Annotated in this window: 18 protein-coding genes; 13 read left to right on the forward strand and 5 right to left on the reverse strand. The window is 61.8% G+C overall.

Features of this window, described 5'->3' with window-relative positions; translation table 11 throughout:
• Positions 1–2 precede the first annotated feature (2 nt).
• From CSQ93_RS01635 to CSQ93_RS01650, 4 genes are all read left to right on the forward strand, one after another.
• Complete coding sequence (locus tag CSQ93_RS01635) at positions 3–1,343, forward strand: MFS transporter (RefSeq protein ID WP_199534211.1); 1,341 nt, start codon at positions 3–5, stop codon at positions 1,341–1,343.
• The gene (locus CSQ93_RS01640) at positions 1,288–2,136 is read left to right on the forward strand and encodes a fumarylacetoacetate hydrolase family protein (RefSeq protein WP_099376436.1); all 849 of its coding nucleotides are present in this window, start codon (positions 1,288–1,290) and stop codon (positions 2,134–2,136) included. The genes CSQ93_RS01635 and CSQ93_RS01640 overlap by 56 nt, the downstream gene beginning before the upstream one ends.
• Positions 2,136–2,702 carry a carboxymuconolactone decarboxylase family protein gene (locus CSQ93_RS01645; RefSeq protein WP_099376437.1) on the forward strand — a complete coding sequence of 189 codons (567 nt, stop codon included), beginning with the start codon at positions 2,136–2,138 and terminating at the stop codon, positions 2,700–2,702. Before CSQ93_RS01640 ends, CSQ93_RS01645 begins: the two co-directional genes overlap by 1 nt.
• 94 nt (positions 2,703–2,796) lie before the next feature.
• A complete protein-coding gene (locus CSQ93_RS01650) occupies positions 2,797–4,344 on the forward strand; it encodes a S1C family serine protease (RefSeq protein ID WP_233515990.1) in 1,548 nt (515 codons plus the stop codon).
• Between the two features lie 56 nt (positions 4,345–4,400).
• Here the strand turns inward: CSQ93_RS01650 and CSQ93_RS01655 are convergent, their stop codons facing one another.
• The 3 genes from CSQ93_RS01655 to yjgA form a co-directional block, all read right to left on the reverse strand.
• Complete coding sequence (locus tag CSQ93_RS01655; protein ID WP_099376439.1) at positions 4,401–5,069, reverse strand: alpha/beta hydrolase; 669 nt, start codon at positions 5,067–5,069, stop codon at positions 4,401–4,403.
• On the reverse strand, positions 5,066–5,695 hold the full coding sequence (gene mog / locus CSQ93_RS01660; RefSeq protein ID WP_099376440.1) for a molybdopterin adenylyltransferase: 630 nt from the start codon (positions 5,693–5,695) through the stop codon (positions 5,066–5,068). The genes CSQ93_RS01655 and mog overlap by 4 nt, the downstream gene beginning before the upstream one ends.
• 76 nt (positions 5,696–5,771) lie before the next feature.
• Positions 5,772–6,371 carry a ribosome biogenesis factor YjgA gene (gene yjgA, locus CSQ93_RS01665; RefSeq protein ID WP_099376441.1) on the reverse strand — a complete coding sequence of 200 codons (600 nt, stop codon included), beginning with the start codon at positions 6,369–6,371 and terminating at the stop codon, positions 5,772–5,774.
• 92 nt (positions 6,372–6,463) lie between these two features.
• Here yjgA and pmbA point away from each other — a divergent pair, with 92 nt between their 5' ends.
• From pmbA to CSQ93_RS01680, 3 genes are all read left to right on the forward strand, one after another.
• Positions 6,464–7,816, forward strand: a complete 1,353-nt coding sequence (gene pmbA / locus CSQ93_RS01670) for a metalloprotease PmbA (RefSeq protein ID WP_099376442.1) — start codon at positions 6,464–6,466, stop codon at positions 7,814–7,816.
• A gap of 245 nt (positions 7,817–8,061) precedes the next feature.
• Positions 8,062–10,473 (forward strand): TonB-dependent receptor plug domain-containing protein, encoded by a 2,412-nt coding sequence (locus CSQ93_RS01675; protein WP_199534212.1) that lies wholly within the window; start codon positions 8,062–8,064, stop codon positions 10,471–10,473.
• Between the two features lie 11 nt (positions 10,474–10,484).
• A complete protein-coding gene (locus CSQ93_RS01680; RefSeq protein WP_099376692.1) occupies positions 10,485–11,810 on the forward strand; it encodes an aminotransferase class V-fold PLP-dependent enzyme in 1,326 nt (441 codons plus the stop codon).
• A gap of 51 nt (positions 11,811–11,861) precedes the next feature.
• On the opposite strand, the gene CSQ93_RS01685 is transcribed toward CSQ93_RS01680, so the two are convergent.
• Positions 11,862–12,986, reverse strand: a complete 1,125-nt coding sequence (locus CSQ93_RS01685) for a M14 family metallopeptidase (protein ID WP_099376443.1) — start codon at positions 12,984–12,986, stop codon at positions 11,862–11,864.
• A 141-nt stretch (positions 12,987–13,127) separates the two neighbouring features.
• Here CSQ93_RS01685 and CSQ93_RS01690 point away from each other — a divergent pair, with 141 nt between their 5' ends.
• Complete coding sequence (locus tag CSQ93_RS01690; RefSeq protein WP_099376444.1) at positions 13,128–13,382, forward strand: hypothetical protein; 255 nt, start codon at positions 13,128–13,130, stop codon at positions 13,380–13,382.
• 110 nt (positions 13,383–13,492) lie between these two features.
• On the opposite strand, the gene paaX is transcribed toward CSQ93_RS01690, so the two are convergent.
• The gene (paaX, locus tag CSQ93_RS01695) at positions 13,493–14,422 is read right to left on the reverse strand and encodes a phenylacetic acid degradation operon negative regulatory protein PaaX (protein ID WP_099376445.1); all 930 of its coding nucleotides are present in this window, start codon (positions 14,420–14,422) and stop codon (positions 13,493–13,495) included.
• A 267-nt stretch (positions 14,423–14,689) separates the two neighbouring features.
• Between paaX and paaA the strand changes: the two genes are divergently transcribed.
• From paaA to paaE, 5 genes are read left to right on the forward strand one after another with little or no spacing between them, the layout of a single operon-like run.
• Positions 14,690–15,679 (forward strand): 1,2-phenylacetyl-CoA epoxidase subunit PaaA, encoded by a 990-nt coding sequence (paaA, locus tag CSQ93_RS01700; protein WP_034780404.1) that lies wholly within the window; start codon positions 14,690–14,692, stop codon positions 15,677–15,679.
• A gap of 28 nt (positions 15,680–15,707) precedes the next feature.
• Complete coding sequence (gene paaB, locus CSQ93_RS01705; protein ID WP_034746356.1) at positions 15,708–15,992, forward strand: 1,2-phenylacetyl-CoA epoxidase subunit PaaB; 285 nt, start codon at positions 15,708–15,710, stop codon at positions 15,990–15,992.
• Positions 15,992–16,759: a 1,2-phenylacetyl-CoA epoxidase subunit PaaC gene (paaC, locus tag CSQ93_RS01710; RefSeq protein WP_267891625.1), complete on the forward strand. Its 768-nt coding sequence runs from the start codon at positions 15,992–15,994 to the stop codon at positions 16,757–16,759. The genes paaB and paaC overlap by 1 nt, the downstream gene beginning before the upstream one ends.
• A 5-nt stretch (positions 16,760–16,764) precedes the next feature.
• Positions 16,765–17,292 carry a 1,2-phenylacetyl-CoA epoxidase subunit PaaD gene (paaD, locus tag CSQ93_RS01715; protein WP_416208721.1) on the forward strand — a complete coding sequence of 176 codons (528 nt, stop codon included), beginning with the start codon at positions 16,765–16,767 and terminating at the stop codon, positions 17,290–17,292.
• A 40-nt stretch (positions 17,293–17,332) separates the two neighbouring features.
• Entirely contained in the window at positions 17,333–18,412 is a 1,080-nt protein-coding gene (paaE, locus tag CSQ93_RS01720) for a 1,2-phenylacetyl-CoA epoxidase subunit PaaE (RefSeq protein ID WP_099376448.1), read from the forward strand.
• Positions 18,413–18,454 lie beyond the last annotated feature (42 nt).

Below are 18,454 nucleotides of genomic sequence, written 5' to 3' on the forward strand. Positions count from 1 at the left end.
GCATGTACGGCCACGGTGCGCCTGCCCGCTCCGGCGTGGCCGTGTTTTGCCTCGTGTTCCTGCCGTTTGCGCTCGGGCATTATCTGTCGTGCCTGCTGCGCGGTGTGAATGCCGTGCTGACGGCCGAGTTGCTGGGCGCCATCGCTCTGACGCCAGCCCAGCTGGGCCTGCTGACCAGCGCCTTTTTTCTCGCCTTTGCACTGGTGCAACTGCCGGTCGGCATGGCGCTCGACCGCTACGGTCCCCGCACGGTGCAACTGTGGCTGCTGGCGCTGGCGGCGCTGGGCGTGTGGCTGTTCAGCCGGGGCCACAGCTTTGCCGAGCTGATGTGGGCGCGCGCCTTGATGGGAGCGGGCCTGGGCGGCTGTTTCATGGCTGCCGTGAAAGCGGTCTCGTGCGCCATCGCGCCAGCTCGCCTGCCTTCCGTGCATGGCTACCTGATCGCCGTGGGCGGCCTGGGTGCGGCGACGGCCACCATGCCCGTCAAGCTGGCCCTGCACTACACGGACTGGCGCGGCGTGTTCCTGGCGCTGGCGCTGGCGGCGCTGTTCATCGGCTTGCTGATCCGCCTGCTGTCGCCGGCCATGCCCGCGCCCGCCGTAACCATGAGCAAGGTCAGCGTGTGGAGTGTCTATCGTGACCCGGCCTTTCGCCGCACCATCGCGCTGATCCTGCTGCCGCACACGGTGTTCTTTGGCGTGCAGGGTTTATGGATAGGGCGCTGGCTGGCCGACGTGGGCGGCATGTCCGATGACAACGTGGCGTATTTGTTGTACCTGGGTATGGCGGCCGTCATCTTCGGCGCCATCGGCATGGGCATGCTGACGGAGTGGGCGGGGCGACGTGCGATTGAACCCATGCAAGTGGCGGGCGTGGGCATCGTCCTGTTTGTCGCCGTGCAAGTGGCGATGGCGTGCAACGTGGCGCTCAGCCTGCCGTTGCTGTCCGTGCTGTTTACCTTGCTGGGCACGGTGACGGGGCTCGAGTATGCGATCGTTGCGCAAAGCATGCCGGCCAGCTTGACGGGCAGGGCGGCCACCTGCCTCAATCTGCTCATTTTCACGGGCGCCTTCCTGGTGCAGGCGGGTTTTGGCCTGATCCTCGGCTGCTGGCCCCTGAACAGCCAGCAGCAGTATCCGCCGCAGGCGTATCAGGCGGCGTTTGGCGTGCTGGCGGCCTTGCAATTGCCGGGACTTGCGATGTTTTTCATTCACAGCTACAGGCGTGCCGGGCCATCCGGTAAAATGGCAGCCTGCACAGCGGCAATGATCAACTCCAAGGAAGACTATGAAACTCGTTCGTTATGGACGTCCAGGCAAGGAAAAACCGGGCCTGATCGATGAAGAAGGCAAACTGCGCGACCTGTCTGGCGTGGTCCAGGATATTGACGGTGCGCAACTGTCCGACAAGGCCCTGCGCAAGCTGGCCAAGCTCGACGAAAAGACCTTGCCTTTGGTGCGCGGCAATCCACGCTTCGGCGTGCCGCTGGCGAAAGTCGGCAAGTTCATCGGCATCGGCCTCAATTACGCGGATCACGCGGCCGAGTCCGGCATGCCGATCCCGGCCGAACCGATCGTGTTCATGAAGGCCATTACTTGCCTGAATGGCCCGGACGACAATGTCGTGTTGCCAAAAGGCTCGAAAAAGACGGATTGGGAAGTGGAGCTGGGCGTGATCATCGGCACGCGTGCGCAATACGTGAGCGAAGAGGACGCCCTGAAATACGTAGCCGGTTACTGCGTGGTCAACGATATCTCCGAGCGCTCGTTCCAGCTGGAGCGGGGCGGTCAATGGGATAAAGGCAAGGGCTGCGACACCTTCGGCCCCATCGGCCCGTGGCTGGTGACGCGCGATGAAGTCATCGATGAGCAGGATCTGGACCTGTACCTGGAAGTCAATGGCAAGCGCATGCAGACTGGCAATACGCAAACCATGATCTTCACGGTGGCGCAGATCGTCAGCTACCTGTCGAAATTCATGACCCTGGAACCGGGCGACGTCATCGCCACGGGCACGCCGCCGGGCGTAGGCCAGGGCCGCAAGCCGCAGCGTTTCCTCAAAAAAGGCGACAGCATGCGCCTGGGCATCCCCGGCCTGGGCGAACAGCAGCAGGACGTGGTCGCCTGGACTGCCTGATGGCCGGTAGCGATATCGACCGTTTGCCGCCGCTGCCTTTGGCGCAGCTCGACGCCCAGCAGCGCGCAGCTGCGCAAGCCATCATCGACGGTCCGCGCGGGGCGCTGTACGGCCCCTTCGTGCCGCTGATCCGCAGCCCCGAACTGATGGAAACGGCGCAGCGCATGGGCGAGTATTTGCGCTACCGCAGCGCCATCGGCACGCGGTTGTCGGAACTGGCGATCCTCGTGACGGCGCGCCAGTGGGACCAGCAAGTCGAGTGGGCCATACACGCGCCGCTGGCCGTGCAGAACGGCATCGCGCAAGCGGCCATGGACGCCATTGCTGAACGGCGCTTGCCGCCTGCCCTGAAGGAAGATGAGCAAGCCGTGCACGACTTTTGCATCGAGTTGCAGCAGAACAAGCGCGTCAGCGATGCCACGTATGCGCGGGCGCTGGCGCTGTTTGGCGAGCACGGCGTGGTCGACTTGATGGGCATCAATGGCTATTACACCTTCCTGGCCATGGTGATGAATGGCGCGCAGACGGCCGTGCCGGCCTTGGGTGTGCCGCCCATGCCCGCCTGATTCGAGGGCTTATTCGGCAAAGATGGACAAAGTGTAATGAAGTTGCAATTATTCAATATATAATTTTACTTCCCTTCCATTGCCAACAAGCTCAATGAAAACTCGTCCGTGCTTCACCCTGATGGGCCGCGCCTTGCTAGTGTTGGTCCTTGGTCCCTTGATGACGGTGCGTGCGCTGGCCGCCGAGACGGCCGCCAGCGCCAGTGCTTCCGCCCTGGAAAACTCCGTCGTCAAGGTGTTTTCCACCCTGCGCGGGCCGGACCCGTACAAGCCGTGGAGCAAGGCGGCGCCGCAAGAGGTGACGGGTTCCGGCGTCGTCATCGAAGGCCGCCGCATCCTCACCAATGCGCACGTGGTCGGCTATGCCAGTCAGGTGCAGATCCAGGCCAATGGCGCCGGCGACAAGATCCCTGCGACCGTGCTGGCCATCTCGCGTGGCATGGACCTGGCCTTGCTGAAAATCGACGACGACAGTTTTTTTTCCAGCCACAAAGCCGTGCCGCGCGCCAATGTCTTGCCGGACGTGCGCGATGCCGTGCTGGCATATGGCTATCCGACGGGCGGCACGTCCTTGTCGATCACCAAGGGCATCGTTTCGCGCATCGAATTCGTGCGCTACAACTTTCCTGTCTCCGGCCTGCGCATCCAGATCGATGCGGCCATCAACCCGGGCAATAGCGGCGGCCCCGTGATTGCCGGCGACAAGATGATCGGCCTGGCCTTTGCCGGCATGCTCAATGCGCAAAACATTGGCTACATCATCCCCAACGAGGAAATCGAGCTGTTCCTGCGCGACCAAGACAGTGGCGCGCCCAAGGGCAAGCCGGCCATGCGCGACGTGACGCAAACGCTGGAAAACCCCGCGCTGCGCACCTATCTGAAGCTGGCCAAGGGCGTCGAGGGCGCCGTCGTGATGTCGCCGGCCAGCAAGGATGCGGCCTATCCGCTCAAGGAGTGGGATGTCATCACGCATATCGGCGAATTTCCCATTGACAATCAGGGCATGGTCAAGCTGAACGCCAACAGCCGCGTGAGCTTCCAGTACCGGGTGCAGCAGCTGGCGAAAGATGGCGAATTGCCGCTGACGGTGGTGCGCCAGGGCGCGCCCCTGAAAATCAAGGTGCCCGTCTCGGCCGCGCATCCGATGCTGATCGCCGGCCTGCAGGGCAATTACCCATCCTATTTCATCTTCGGCCCCATGGTGTTTTCACGCGCCACCACGGAATTCATGGCGGCGCCAAATGGCAATCCAGCAATCTTGGGCGGCATGGCGTTTGCCGGCAATCCGCTGGCCACGCGGCGCGGCGATGCGCCCGACAGCGAACGCGAAGAGCTGGTGGTGATCGCCGCGCCGTTCTTCCCGCACAAGCTGATGAATGGCTACAGCACCCGTTTCTTCTCGGTCGTCGATTCCGTCAATGGCGTGCGCGTGCGCAGCCTGGCGCACCTGGTGGCCTTGCTGCGCGACCAGACGGATGAATTGCTGACGTTCCGCTTCCAGCAGCGCGATGCGGAAATGGTCGTCGTGCCCCGCAAGGACATGCTGGCAGCGACGGAATCGGTGCTGACGGACAATGGCATCCGCTCGGAAGCGTCGCCCGACATGCTGAAAATCTGGAATGAAAAAACGCCGGTAAACTGATCGTTCCCGGCGTTCCGCAAGACAACAGGCGCGGCGCACACTGCGCCTGTTTTACTTTATGCCAATACTTTTTTCAGCCACGCGCCGATGGCGTCGATCTCTTCCTGGCACAGCGAGTGCTGCATCATGTACTCGTGCCACTCCACCTTGTAACCCATGCCGGTGAGCAAGTCGCGCGACTGTTGTGCGCGGCCGATCTGCACCACGGGGTCGGCCGTGCCGTGCGCCATGAAGATCGGCGTCTGCAGGCTTGCCGGCGTGCGTTCCGCCGCCGTCTTGTCGGCCAGGGGCAGGTAGCCGGACAGGCACATCAGGCCGGCCAGCGGCTCCGCGTGGCGCAAGCCCGTCTGCAAGGTCATGGCGCAACCTTGCGAGAAACCGGCCAGGATGATGCGGCTGGCGGGAATGCCGCGCGCCTTTTCGCGCGCGATCAGCGCTTCGACCTGAGCCTGCGAGGCGCGCAAGCCGTTCTCATCTTCGCGGCGCACGAGGTCGCTCACGAGGATGTCGTACCAGGCGCGCATCACATAGCCGTTATTGATGGTGACGGGCATGGTGCCGGCGCTGGGGAAGATGAAGCGGATGGCGGGGCAGCCGCGCAGGTCGAGTTCTTTCACCAGGGGAACGAAGTCGTTGCCGTCGGCGCCCAAGCCATGCATCCAGATGATGGAGACGGTGGGGTTCGGTGCGCTGTCGAGTTCTATGGTTTCCAGCAAAGTGCTCATGTATTTTCCTCAGGTAAAGGTTGCGCCGGACGCAGCGCCGATTTGGGACGGAAGGCCTTGCAGATGGCCGGGTCGGTTTCCATGTAAGGGCCTCCGATGAGGTCGATGCAATACGGCACGGCGGCAAAGATGCCGTTCACCAATTGATTTCCATCAACATCCTTCAAGCCTTCCAGGGTTTCCTTGATGGCTTTTGGCTGGCCCGGCAAGTTCATGATCAGGGCGGCGCGCTCCGGCGTCTCGCGGATCACGGCCACCTGGCGCGACAAAATCGCCGTCGGCACGAATTGCAGGCTGATCTGGCGCATCTGTTCGCCGAAACCGGGCATTTCCTTGGTTCCGACGCTGAGCGTGGCGTCTGGCGTCACATCGCGCCGCGCCGGTCCCGTGCCGCCCGTCGTCAGTATCAAATGGCAGTGGCTCAGGTCGACCATGTCGATCAGGGTGTTTTCAATCTGCGAGCGCTCGTCCGGGATCAAACGTTTTTCCAGGCGGAATGGCGTGCGGATGGCGGCGGACAGCCAGCTTTCCAGGGCGGGGATGCCCAGGTCTTCATACACGCCGCCGCTGGCGCGGTCCGAGATCGACACGAGGCCGATAATCAATTCGTCTTCTATCGTGGTCATGGGGCACCTGTCTATGTCGTAAAAAAACCGGGCAGATCCCGGTTTTTCGTAAATTTTGGGGGCAGACCCCAGCTGTTTACTCGTCTTCTTCTGGCTCGACGCCATCTTCGTCGGCATCTTTCTTGCCGCCGTTTTTCTTCTTGGCGATCTCTTTCAAGATCTGGAAGATTTCGCGGTAGGCTTTGGGCGGCTTGTTCTCGGCTTGCTCCTTGCGGGCATTGCGGATCAAGGTGCGCAGGTGCTGCACGTCCAGTTCCGGGTTTTCCGACAGCAAGACGGTCAACGCCTTGTCATCCGTCAAGAGTTTGTCGCGGCGGCGTTCCATCGCGTGCATATTGGCCGTGTCGGCTTTCGACAAGCCTTTCCAGCTATCGATGGTGCGTTGGATGGCGGCAACTTCTTCCTCATCCAGGGTGCGCATCTTCTTGCCCACGTATTGTAGCTGGCGGCGGCGGCCTTCGTGATCCTTGATTTGCTGGCATTCGAGAATGGCGTCGCGCACGTCTTCCGGCATCGGGACGCGCTTGACGCGGTCACGGGCCTCATTGACGAGTTCTTCGCCCAGCTTTTGCAGGACGGTCATCTGGCGCTTGAGTTCCGACTTCGATGGACGTTCATATTCCTGTTCGAATTCGGTCGATTGGAAGCCGCAAGCTCCCCGGTTTGGATTTGGCATGATAAGGCGGGATTGGCCGCGTAGGCCGCACCTGTAAACTGTAAACGACTGCTATGATAACCTTTTTAGCGGCTTTCCGAAGAAAACAGCGCATGAACGACTCCGTATTTACCCATAGTCAAGAGCAATTGCAGCAACTGGCCCGTGATGTGTTGTCTTTTGCGCGGGAAGCGGGCGGCACCGACGCAGCCGTCGAAGTCAGCGAAGGCGGTGGCCTGTCCGTTTCTGTTAGAAAAGGCAAGATCGAGACGATCGAGCAAAACAAGGACAAGGGCATGGGCGTGACCGTGTTTGTCGGCAAGAAGCGCGGCAATGCCAGCACCTCCGATTTCTCTCCGGCCGCCTTGCGCGCCACGGTGGACGCCGCCTACAACATCGCCCGCTTCACGGCCGAGGACGATTGCGCCGGCCTGGCCGATGCCGACATGCTGGAAATGTCTCCCCGCGACTTGCAATTGTTCTATCCCTGGCGCATTTCCACCGAGGAAGCCGTCGCACTGGCCCAGCGGGCCGAAGCGGCCGCGTTTGCCGTTGATCCGCGCATCACCAACAGCGAGGGCGCCAGCGTGCACGTGCAGCAATCGCACTTTGTATCCGCCAATTCGCGCGGCTTCATCGGCGGCTACCCGTTTTCGCGCCATACCCTGTCCGTAGCGCCCATCGCCGGCAAGGGCGCCAAGATGCAGCGCGACGACTGGTATTCATCCGTGCGCGACGCCGCCAAGATGTCGAGCCCGGAAGCCATCGGCCGATACGCCGCCGAGCGTGCGCTGTCGCGCCTGAACGCGCGCAAACTGGGCACGCGTACTTGCCCCGTGCTGTTCGAGGCGCCGCTGGCGGCCGGTTTGCTGGGTACCTATGTGCAAGCGACCTCGGGCGGAGCCCTGTACCGCAAGTCCACGTTTCTGAACGATTCCCTGGGCACGCAAGTGTTGCCCTCGCACGTGCAGATCTTTGAAGACCCGCACGTGATCGGCGGCGTCGGTTCCGCGCCGTTCGACGAAGAGGGCGTCAAGACGGTCAGCCGCGACGTCGTCAAGGATGGCGTGGTGCAAGGCTATTTCCTGTCGACTTACACGGCCCGCAAGCTGGGCATGCAGACGACGGGCAACGCGGGCGGTTCGCACAATCTGTACCTGACCTCGAAGCTGACGGCCGCCAGCGACGATTTTAGTGCCATGCTGAAAAAGCTGGGCACGGGCTTGCTGGTGACGGAACTGATGGGACAGGGAACCAATTACGTGACGGGCGACTATTCGCGCGGCGCCTCCGGTTTCTGGGTGGAAAACGGCGTGATCCAGTATCCGGTGGAAGAAATCACCATCGCCGGCAATATGAAGGACATGCTGCGCAATATCGTGGCCGTGGGCGCGGACGCCTTGCGCCGCGGCACCAAAGAGACGGGTTCCATCCTCATCGAGAGCATGGTGGTGGCGGGCGGTTGAGTGCTGTGACTGCTTTCTGCAAAGGCGCCGCTGGCGCCTTTTTTCATGGGCGTGTGGTTTTTTGAACGGGGCTTCCATCGTCATACGGATGAAATATTGCCTTCGTATGATGTCGCCATCTGACGTTATCTGCGCTATTTAGATGCTTTTAATGTAAGTAAGCCGAACTTCGTGATATTTCATGCAAGATGCGAGTCTTGCCGTGACGCGTTGTTGTTGATTCAACCTGCATAGTGACCCTCTCCATGACCTACTCCCGTACCCGCATCGCCCGCGCGGTGGCCCTGTTGTGTGCCATGAACGCCCTGTTCGCCCATCCGGCCCAAGCCCATGGCGCCGCGCCCGCCGCGCCAGCTTCCGCCAGCGACGCCAGTGAAGCCCCGCAAGCCGTGATCGTCACGGGCACGCGCGGCAGCAACCGCACGCAGTTCGACACCATGGCGCCCGTCGATGTGTTCAACCGCGAAGATATCGGCGCCGTTGAATCGTCGGACTTGAACGATGTGCTGGCGCAACTCGTGCCTTCATATGTGGTACAGCGTCTGCCGATGGCTGACGGGCAAGTGTTCGTGCGTCCCGCCACCCTGCGCGGCCTGTCGCCGGACCAGACCCTGGTGCTGGTCAATGGCAAGCGTTTCCACCGCAGCGCCTTGCTGGGCGCGCGCGGCGCGCAGGCGCCGGACCTGGCGCAGATTCCCGTCTCCGCCATCAAGCGCATCGAGGTGCTGCGCGACGGCGCTTCCGCCCAGTACGGTTCCGATGCGATTGCCGGCGTGATCAACATCATTCTCGACGATACGCTCGGCACGGAGGTCTCCGTGCACCATTCGCAATATTCGGAAGGCGACGGCAAGGGCAATGAAGTGAACCTGAAGACGGGCTTTGCCTTTGGCGAGACGGGCAAGGCGACGATTTTCGGCGCGCTGGCCAAGTCCGACCCCACGTCGCGCACGCGCCAGCGGGCCGACGCGATTGCTTTCCAGAATGCGCATCCGGAACTGAAGGTACCGAATCCCGTGCAGCGCTGGGGCCAGCCTGAACTCGACAGCAAGCGCATCGGCTTCAACGCCAGCATGGCCCTGTCCGACACGACGGAACTGTACGGTTTTGGCCTGTTCAGCCGCAGTGACGGCACCTCGGATTTCAACTGGCGCAACCCGGACACGAGCACGGGCGCATATAAAACCAGCAGCCTGTTCCCAGGCTGGGACTTGCGCAGCATCTATCCGCTGGGCTTCAGCCCCAGCTATTCGAACGAGCAGGATGATGTACAGGTGGTGGCCGGCGTCCGCGGCCATTTCAACGACCGCTTCGGCTGGGACGTGAGCGCTTCCTGGGGGCGCAACCGCATCGATTACAAGCTGGCCAATTCCATCAACGCCTCGATGGGACCGGGCAGCCCGACATCGTTTTACCTGGGCCAGTTGTCGCAGGTGGAAAAGATTCTCAACGCCAACTTCAACTATGAATTGCCCGTGGCGTCCCTGCCGCAACCGGTCAACATCGCCTTCGGCGCGGAGGCGCGCAATGAAACCTATGGCGTGAAGGCGGGCGACGTGGCGTCCTGGACGGTGGGGCCGGGCGCGACCATCGGCCTCGACGCGAATGCGAATGGCGCGCCAGGCTTCAGCGACCGCCAGGCGGGCAGCTGGGGCCAGGACAGCTATGCGGCCTACCTGGACGTGGAAGTACCCGTCACGAAGGCCCTGAGCCTGGGGGGCGCGGCCCGCTATGAACATTTCTCGGAATTCGGCAGCACCGTCAACGGCAAGTTGTCGGCCCGCTATGCCTTGAGCGAAGACATGGCCTTGCGCGGTTCCTACTCGACGGGTTTCCGTGCGCCGACGCCGGGCCAGTCGAACACCAACAGCACGAATCAAGGCCTCGACACCAAGACCCTGCTGCTGTTTACCAGCGGCCGCCTGGCCAACAACGATCCGCTGGCCATCCTGCTGGGCGCCAAGGCATTGAAGCCGGAAAAATCGAAGAACCTGTCGCTGGGCTTTACGTGGAAGACATCGGCGGGCTTCTCCGGTTCCGTCGACGTGTATGACATCAAGGTCAGCGACCGCTTCAGCACGTCCGCCGCGTTTGCCGTGCCGGCCGGCGTGGCCAATCCGCTGCGCTATACCTCGGTCAGCTATTTCACGAACGACTTCGACACCACCACGCGCGGCATCGATATCGTCGGCAGCCACCTGAGCCGTATCGGCGACGGCAAGCTGAACCTGACCCTGGCCTACAACTACAACACGACGAAAGTCGACGACGGCAAGTCCAGCCTGGTGACGAATGCGGCCCAGCGCCAGGTCTTCGAGGAGCGCTTGCCGCGCCAGAAAGCCACCATCAGCGGCAACTATGACCTGGGCAACTGGAATACCCTGGCCCGCGTGCGCTATTACGGCGCGTGGACGGACAATTCCGGCAATGCCACGGGCGATATCTTCCAGCGTTTTGGCGCCATGCAATTCCTCGACCTGGCGGCCAGCTACAAGATCAGCGACAAGCAGTCCGTGCGCGTGGGTATCGACAACGTGCTGGACAAGTATCCTGACGAAGCAACCTTCCAGGCCAGCCGCGGTCTGATCTATTCGCGCAATGCGCCGTACGACACGGACGGGCGTAATCTGTACGTCGAGTACAAAGTGAAATTTTAAGGGAGATGACGATGAATCCACAACGCCGCGCCCTGTTGCGCGCGGGTTCGCTGGCGGCAGCGCTGCCCATGGCGGCGGGCGCAGGATCGGCTGCGGCAGCATCTGCCGCCCTGCCTCCGTCCTTGCCATCGGTGCCGGCCGGCACCGCGCCGGAAGTCCTGGCCAGCAACCAGGCTTACTGGCAGGCCGTGGCCGCGCAGTACGACACGACCGATGCCATCGTGCAACTCGACAATGCTTTCTGGGGTTCGATGGCCAGGCCCGTGCTGCGCCACTACGAGCAGCAGCTGGCCATGGTCAACCGCGACAACGCCTGGTATGCGCGCATGCGCTTTCCGGCCGACTTCGAGGCGGCGCGCGCGGCGGCGGCCAGGGCGCTGGGCGTGGCCATCGATGAAATCGTGCTGACGCGCGGTGCGACGGAAGCGCTGCAAGTCCTGATCGCCGGCTATAACCGCTTGCGGCCGGGCGATACGGTGCTGTACGCGGATATCGATTATGACAATATGATCACCGTCACGCGCTGGCTGCAGCAGCGGCGCGGCGCCCAGGTCGTGTCGATTGCCATGCCGGAACCGTTTACGCATGACGGCGTCATCGCCGCCTATGTTGCTGCCATGGAACGGCATCCGGCATTGAAACTGATGCTGCTCACGCACGTCAATCACCGCAACGGCATGGTCTTGCCCGTGGCCGAGATCAGCCGCCTGGCACGCGCACGGGGCATCGACGTGATCGTCGATACGGCGCACGGCTTCGGCCAGCTGGACATGACGATTCCTGACCTGCAAGCGGATTTTGCCGGCATCAACCTGCATAAATGGATAGGCGCGCCTGTCGGCGTGGGTGCTGCGTATATCAAGCGGGGCAGGGTGGCCGATATCGACCCGTACATGGGGGAACTGCGGGGAGAAAAGGCGGGCGATGATATCCGCACGCGCGTGCACACGGGCACGGTCAATTTCGCCGCTTATCTGAGCTTGCCGACGGCGCTGGACTTGCATGCGCAGATCGGCGTGGCCAACAAGCAGGCGCGGCTGCGGCTGCTGCGCAACCGCTGGGTGGAAGCGGCGCGCGCCATCGAAGGCATCGAGGTGCTGGCGTCAGCCGATCCGCGCCTGACGAGCGCCATCGCTTCGTTCCGCCTGAAGGGCAAGACGAGCGTGGCCGACAGCTATGCGCTGTCGAAAAAGCTGGTACAGGAACACGGCATCTTTGCCGTGCCGCGCGACGGCCTTGCCAGTGGCGCGTGCGTGCGCGTCACGCCAGGCATCTTTACGCCCGAGTCGCATCTGGACCGGTTGGTGGAAGCCTTGCGCAAGGTAGCCAAGGGCTGAGAGAAAAGCGCGGCCCGCCTGCGAGGTCGGGCCGCGTGACTGCGGTAAGGCTTAAGCGCGCAAGGTGGCCAGGATCGGTTGCAATACGGCAGCACCCAGGGCGGCGCTGCGGGCGCCGCTCCAGCCCGTTTGCGGGTCGGGATCGTTGGCATTGTCCTTGAACGGCAATTCCAGGGTCAACGACAGGCAGCCGAAGGCGTGCGTGATGTGGGGCGAACCCATGGTCAGCACTTCCGGCGTGAACGGGCCGTCTTCGTAGCCGTGCTCATCCTGGAAGTCGGGGCTGGCCACCTTGAAGTCGGCGATGAAGCGGTCTTGCTCGGCTTTTTGTGCTGGCGTGAAATTTTCCAGCGCATCGCTGCCGGCCACGAAGACGTACGGCAAGCCTTCGTCGCCATGCACGTCGAGGAACAGGTCGCAGCCGATTTCATGCATTTTCTGTTTCACCAGGAACACTTCCGGGCTGCGCTCCATGGTCGGCGTCATCCATTCGCGGTTCAGGTTGGCGCCGGCCGCATTGGTGCGCAGGTTGCCATGCACGGAACCGTCCGGGTTCATGTTCGGCACGACGTAGAAGACGGCGTCTTGCAGGCACTGGCGGGCAAACGGATTGGCCTGGTCCAGCAAGGCTTCGAGCATGCCTTCGACAAACCATTCCGCCATCGTTTCACCGGGATGCTGGCGCGCGATGACCCAGACTTTTTTCTCGGCATCGGCGTCGCCGACCACCAGCAGGTTCATGTCGCGGCCTTCGACGGTGCTGCCCAGGTCGATCAAGCGTACCAGCGGCGACGCTTGCGCGCTGTCGATCAGGGCCAGGTGACGATCCCATGGATACGGTTCGAAGTAGGCGTAGTACACGCTTTCTTCCTCCGGCGTGTGTGCTATGGTCATCACGGTGCCATCAAAGCTGGTCGGCACGCGGAACCAGGTTTCGCGGTCATAGCTGGCGACAGCCTGGTAATCTTTCCAGCCGTCCGGGTAGGCTGACTTGCCTGCATTCATGAAGCGGATCGTGCACGCCTCGCCTTGCGCGCCTTGCAGGCGGAAGTAAAACCACTGCGTGATGTCGGCGTGGGAATCCTTGCGGATGTTCAGCTCGATGGATAGTGCATCGTCGGCGCGCAGCACCTCGATCGCGCCGGCGTCGAATTGCTGGCTGATTTTAATGGTCATGTGTGTTCCTGATAAAAACGTATGGGTTTTGCATCGTGTGCAATGGCGCGATGATACCCGTTTTAGCGGCGTCTTTGTGCTGGCGCAAACGACGCGGGACATGCTTTGCTAACGTGATAGCTCCAACATGAGGAGAGCATCATGGACGACAACGGCAAACACATACGCGAACTGGAAAAGAAAGTCAGCGCCCTCAGCGATGCGCTGGCGCACCTGGGCAAGGGCACGACCTTGCAGGAATTGCTGCGCATCATACGTTTCCCCGGCTATACGACGCCAGCCGAATTCACTTTCAACGTCGCCATCCTCGACACCATGCTGGTGCAGGCCAATGCGCTGGAAAAGCTGGGGCAGGATTTGCTGGCGGGAGCGAAGCAAGTAGTGGTGAAACAGTGAGCAGACAGTAACTTATTCCTGAACGCCTGAAAAATGTTCAGGGCAAGGCGCAGGGTCGCAGGCAGTACGAACGTACGCCCAGGCCCTGCAACGCCGCCATGGACGTTTTGTCAGGTGTTCAGACCGCCAAATCGTTCGTAGAACCACGGCTCGACATTCGGCGCCTGCTCATCCTCGCGCCGCAGGGTGGCCAGGATATGTTCCTCGGCGGCCGCATACGTGATGCGGTACAGGTCGCGCGCCAATGCGTAGGCTTGCGTGCCGGGCCACGGTTCGGGCAGCAGTTCGACGGGCAGTTGAGGGTCATGCAATTGCACGCGTCGGTAGGCGTGCGTCAGCAGCGAGCGGATGACGAAGGCTTGCTCGGCATCGAACACGGGCGCCTCTTGCAGCAGGGTCAGCAGGGGCTGGAAGCTGGCGATGAATTTTTCGTAACCGGCCATCACTTCCGACAAGTCCCAGCAGTCGCCCACCATGTCGCGCAGGGGGCGCGTGCTGACACCCGGCAACTCTGTTGTGTGGCAGACATACAACTTGCCCTGCACCTCGTTGCGCACGAGGATATCTTCCAGCGCCTCCGTATTGCTGGCCGGATGGCCAAAGATGCCGGGAGAGATCAAACCATAGCCGGCCCACAATAATTCCTTGCGCAGCGCCCCCCGCTCGGCGGCGCCGATGCTGCCGGCCGGCCCGATCACCAGGGTCCAGCTGCCATCCCAGTGCACGACCAGCGGCGCATAGATGCGGCGATAGGCGCGTTCGAAGCGGGCCAGCGCCTCCGGGCGTATCGTATAGGCGCTGCGGCGGCCATCGCGCTGCGAGCTGAGCCAGCCTTCCTGCGCCAGGCGGAACACGCTGGTACGCAATAAACGGTCGTTGACGCCGAATGGCGCCAGCAGTTCGATCAGGCTGCCCAGCCAGATGGCGCCGCCGCGCGGCACGATGGCGTCGCCAAAGATGGTCATCACCAGGGACTTCGAGCGCGGTGGGTCGCTTTCCAGGAAATCGGCTATCCATGCCGTGCAGCGGGTGTTCTTCATGTGGTTCCGGTCTGGCCGTGTTGCGGTCGAATCAATAAAAGCAGCAGTTTACTTGGCTGCGCGGGTAGCGCGGCAATAATTTGCCGGAAGCGCTGGTGGCGCTCTGTAGTGTTTTCTCATCAGCAATATCATACGCACAAAAAAGCTGCACAAGATACGAATTTTTAAAATGATTCATATCAAGTGTATGCAAATCGTTTTTTGTATCGTATTATCTGTTCATCGCACCGCGTTGCTGCGCAAAATCAAAGACATGGGAGACAGATCATGTACGCACAAATGGTTGAAACCGGCCTCAAGAACGTCCGTTCCCTCGACGACATGGGTCAAGAAGAGCGCGCTTTCCAGGCACGCATCGACGAAGGCATCAAGATCGAGGCCAAGGACTGGATGCCGGATGCCTACCGCAAGACCCTGATCCGCCAGATTTCGCAGCACGCGCACTCGGAAATCGTCGGCCAATTGCCCGAAGGTAACTGGGTCACGCGCGCGCCTACCCTGAAACGCAAGTCCATCCTGCTGGCCAAGATCCAGGACGAAGCGGGCCATGGCCTGTACCTGTACAGCGCCGCGGAAACCCTGGGCGTGTCGCGCGACGACTTGCTGGCCGCCTTGCACTCGGGCAAAGCCAAGTATTCCAGCATCTTTAATTATCCGACCCTGTCGTGGGCGGACATGGGCGCCATCGGCTGGTTGGTCGACGGTTCCGCCATCATCAACCAGATTCCCCTGTGCCGTTGTTCCTACGGTCCGTATGCGCGCGCCATGATCCGCGTCTGCAAGGAAGAATCGTTCCATGCGCGCCAGGGCTACGACATCATGATGTCGCTCTGCAAGGGCACGCCCGCGCAAAAAGCCATGGCGCAGGATGCCTTGAACCGCTGGTGGTGGCCTTCGCTGATGATGTTCGGCCCGTCCGACGCCGCTTCCGTCAACAGCGCCCAGTCGGCGCAATGGCGCATCAAGCTGTTCTCGAACGACGAATTGCGCCAGCGCATGGTCGACCAGACCGTGCCGCAGATTGAATACCTGGGCCTGACCGTGCCCGATCCCGACCTGAAGTTCAATGCGGAAACGGGCCACTATGAATTCGGCGAGATCGACTGGTCCGAGTTCAACAACGTCTTGAAGGGCAATGGCCCGTGCAACCGCGAACGCCTGCAAACGCGCGTGAAAGCGTATGAAGACGGTGAATGGTTCCGCGATGCCTTGGTCGCGTATGCAGACAAGCAAGCTGCTAACAAAGCGGCAGCGTAAATACATAAGACAGATAGGGGATAGCAACATGAGCAAAGAATGGCCATTGTGGGAAGTTTTCATCCGCAGCCAGCACGGCCTGGCGCACAAGCATGTGGGCAGCCTGCACGCTTCCGACGCCACCATGGCGGTCAACCATGCGCGCGACGTCTACACGCGCCGCAATGAAGGCGTGAGCATCTGGGTGGTGCGCGCGGCCGATATCGTCGCCAGCAGCCCCGGCGACAAGGGCGCCCTGTTCGAACCGTCGAACAGCAAGGTGTACCGCCATCCCACCTTCTTCCCGATGCCGGAAGAAGTCAAGAACCTGTGATGGGAGCGCTTGCAATGGATGATAAGGTCAACTACCTTTTGCGCCTGGGCGACAATGCCCTGATCCTCAGCCAGCAGCTGTCGCAGCTGTGCGGCAAGGGCCCTGCGCTGGAAGAAGACATGGCGCTGACCAACGTGGCGCTGGATCTGCTGGGCCAGACGCGTTTGTGGTTCAGCTACGCGGCCGAACTGGAAAACGCGGGCCGCGACGAGGACGACATCGCTTTTTTACGCGACGCCCACGATTTCAAGAACTGCCTGCTGGTCGAACAGCCGAACGGCAATTACGCCGACACGATGATGCGCCAGTTCTTCTTCGACAGCTGGCACTATTTCCAGCTGCTGGAACTGACGAAATCGACGGATGCGCGCATCGTCGAGGTGGCGCAAAAGTCGATCAAGGAAGTGACCTATCACTTGCGCCGCAGCGGCGACCTGATCGTGCGCCTCGGCGACGGCACGGCGGACAGCCACGCCAAGACGCAGGCTGCCGCCGACAAGCTGTGGATGTACACGGGCGAGATGTTCAAGTACGACGCCGTCGACCAGGCCATGGTCGCCGTCGGCATCGCGCCGCCATCGGACGTGCTGCGCCGGGCTTTCCTCGAACACGTGGCCGAGATCTTCGCCGAAGCGACGCTTGTCATGCCGGCGCCCGACGCCTGGATGCAAAAGGGCGGCAAGCAGGGCGCGCACACGGAGCACCTGGGTTTTATCCTGGCCGAGATGCAGTTTCTGCAGCGCGCCTATCCCGGGGCGGAGTGGTAATGAACATGGTCGCTGGCGCCGCGGCGCTGGACGCCGCCCAGGTCTGGACCTGGCTCGGTGACGTGCCGGACCCGGAAATCCCCGTCATTTCGGTGGTGGACCTGGGCATCGTGCGCGCCGTCGAAGTCACGGATAGTGATGCCTGCATCGTGACGATCACGCCCACGTATTCGGGCTGCCCGGCCATGCAGGTGATCGCCGATGCCGTCACGGATGCCTTGCGCAGCCATGGCGTGGCCAAGGTGACGCTGGTGAACCAGCTGGCGCCCGCCTGGACCACGGACTGGATGAGCGAAGCGGGCAAGGCCAAGCTGAAAGGCTATGGCATCGCCCCGCCGCAGCAGCAGGTGATCGACATCAGCGGTTTGAAAGGCGGTGTCAAGCGCCAGGCGATGCCGAAGCTGGACGTGATCTGCCCGAACTGCGGCTCGACGCATACGCAGCTGACCAGCCAGTTCGGCTCCACGCCGTGCAAGGCCCTGTACAAATGCCTGGCTTGCCGTGAACCGTTTGACTACTTCAAGTGCCACTAAAAAAATCAGGCACACGTTCCGAAGAAACTGGAGATGAAGCATGAGTAAATTTTATCCGCTGTGCGTAGCGAACGTGCGCAACGAAACGCGCGACACCATCGCCGTCACGTTCGACGTGCCAGCCGAGCTGCAGCAGCAGTTCCGCTTCCAGCAGGGCCAGCACCTGACCTTGCGCGCCCATATCAATGCAGAAGACGTGCGCCGCTCGTATTCCATCTGTTCCGCGGTGCAGGACGGCACCCTGCGCGTGGCCATCAAGCGCACGCCGGGTGGCGCCTTTTCGACCTGGGCGAACGACACCTTGAAGGCCGGCGCCACGATCGAGGTGATGCCGCCCATGGGCCACTTCAATGTGCCGCTCGACTGCGTCAACCGCAAGCACTACCTGGCGTTCGCGGCCGGCAGCGGCATCACACCCATCCTCTCCATCATCAAGACGACCTTGCTGACGGAACCCCTGAGCCGCTTCACCCTGTTCTACGGTAACCGCGCCTCGTCGTCCGTCATCTTCAAGGAAGAATTGACGGACCTGAAGGATGTGTACCTGGAGCGTTTGAACCTCGTCTATGTGATGAGCCGCGAGCAGCAGGACATCGAACTGTTCAACGGCCGCATCACGCAGGAAAAATGCGAGCAGTTCCTGCAGCACTGGATCCGTGTGGAAGACTACGACAACGCCTTTATCTGCGGGCCGGAAGACATGATGCTGGGCGTCTCCGCCGCCCTGCAGGCAGCCGGCATGCCCAAGCAAAATATCAAGATCGAACTGTTCGCCGCCAGCATCCCGAAAAACGCCCACAAGCCGCGCGCCCAGCTCGATGCTGGCGTGGTGCAGGAAACGGAAGTGACTGTCATCATGGATGGCAATCACACCACTTTCACGATGGACAAGGACAAGGAATCCATCCTCGACGCGGGCCTGCGCCAAGGCATCGATATGCGCTACTCGTGCAAGGGCGGCGTGTGCTCTACCTGCCGCTGCAAGATCCTCGACGGCAAGGTTGAAATGGACGTCAACTACGCGCTGGAAGACTATGAGGTGGCGCGCGGCTTCGTCCTCAGTTGCCAGAGTTTTCCGCTCACCGACAAGGTCGTGGTCGACTTCGATCAGGCTGAATAAAGCCGGCGCAGGGCTGGTGCCCTGCCGTACCCATTAAAAAGC

Source organism: Janthinobacterium sp. BJB426 (assembly GCF_002735705.1).
Taxonomy (GTDB): domain Bacteria; phylum Pseudomonadota; class Gammaproteobacteria; order Burkholderiales; family Burkholderiaceae_D; genus Janthinobacterium.

What these genes read in the sequence shown, in the direction of transcription:
- paaA (WP_034780404.1), top strand. Translation starts at nt 14,690, where the DNA reads ATGTACGCACAAATGGTTGAAACCGGCCTCAAGAACGTCCGTTCCCTC.
- CSQ93_RS01690 (WP_099376444.1), top strand. Translation starts at nt 13,128, where the DNA reads ATGGACGACAACGGCAAACACATACGCGAACTGGAAAAGAAAGTCAGC.
- paaE (WP_099376448.1), top strand. Translation starts at nt 17,333, where the DNA reads ATGAGTAAATTTTATCCGCTGTGCGTAGCGAACGTGCGCAACGAAACG.
- paaX (WP_099376445.1), bottom strand. Translation starts at nt 14,422, where the DNA reads ATGAAGAACACCCGCTGCACGGCATGGATAGCCGATTTCCTGGAAAGC.
- paaB (WP_034746356.1), top strand. Translation starts at nt 15,708, where the DNA reads ATGAGCAAAGAATGGCCATTGTGGGAAGTTTTCATCCGCAGCCAGCAC.
- CSQ93_RS01635 (WP_199534211.1), top strand. Translation starts at nt 3, where the DNA reads ATGTACGGCCACGGTGCGCCTGCCCGCTCCGGCGTGGCCGTGTTTTGC.
- paaC (WP_267891625.1), top strand. Translation starts at nt 15,992, where the DNA reads ATGGGAGCGCTTGCAATGGATGATAAGGTCAACTACCTTTTGCGCCTG.
- CSQ93_RS01655 (WP_099376439.1), bottom strand. Translation starts at nt 5,069, where the DNA reads ATGAGCACTTTGCTGGAAACCATAGAACTCGACAGCGCACCGAACCCC.
- CSQ93_RS01675 (WP_199534212.1), top strand. Translation starts at nt 8,062, where the DNA reads ATGACCTACTCCCGTACCCGCATCGCCCGCGCGGTGGCCCTGTTGTGT.
- mog (WP_099376440.1), bottom strand. Translation starts at nt 5,695, where the DNA reads ATGACCACGATAGAAGACGAATTGATTATCGGCCTCGTGTCGATCTCG.
- CSQ93_RS01680 (WP_099376692.1), top strand. Translation starts at nt 10,485, where the DNA reads ATGAATCCACAACGCCGCGCCCTGTTGCGCGCGGGTTCGCTGGCGGCA.
- CSQ93_RS01650 (WP_233515990.1), top strand. Translation starts at nt 2,797, where the DNA reads ATGAAAACTCGTCCGTGCTTCACCCTGATGGGCCGCGCCTTGCTAGTG.
- CSQ93_RS01685 (WP_099376443.1), bottom strand. Translation starts at nt 12,986, where the DNA reads ATGACCATTAAAATCAGCCAGCAATTCGACGCCGGCGCGATCGAGGTG.
- paaD (WP_416208721.1), top strand. Translation starts at nt 16,765, where the DNA reads ATGGTCGCTGGCGCCGCGGCGCTGGACGCCGCCCAGGTCTGGACCTGG.
- yjgA (WP_099376441.1), bottom strand. Translation starts at nt 6,371, where the DNA reads ATGCCAAATCCAAACCGGGGAGCTTGCGGCTTCCAATCGACCGAATTC.
- CSQ93_RS01640 (WP_099376436.1), top strand. Translation starts at nt 1,288, where the DNA reads ATGAAACTCGTTCGTTATGGACGTCCAGGCAAGGAAAAACCGGGCCTG.
- CSQ93_RS01645 (WP_099376437.1), top strand. Translation starts at nt 2,136, where the DNA reads ATGGCCGGTAGCGATATCGACCGTTTGCCGCCGCTGCCTTTGGCGCAG.
- pmbA (WP_099376442.1), top strand. Translation starts at nt 6,464, where the DNA reads ATGAACGACTCCGTATTTACCCATAGTCAAGAGCAATTGCAGCAACTG.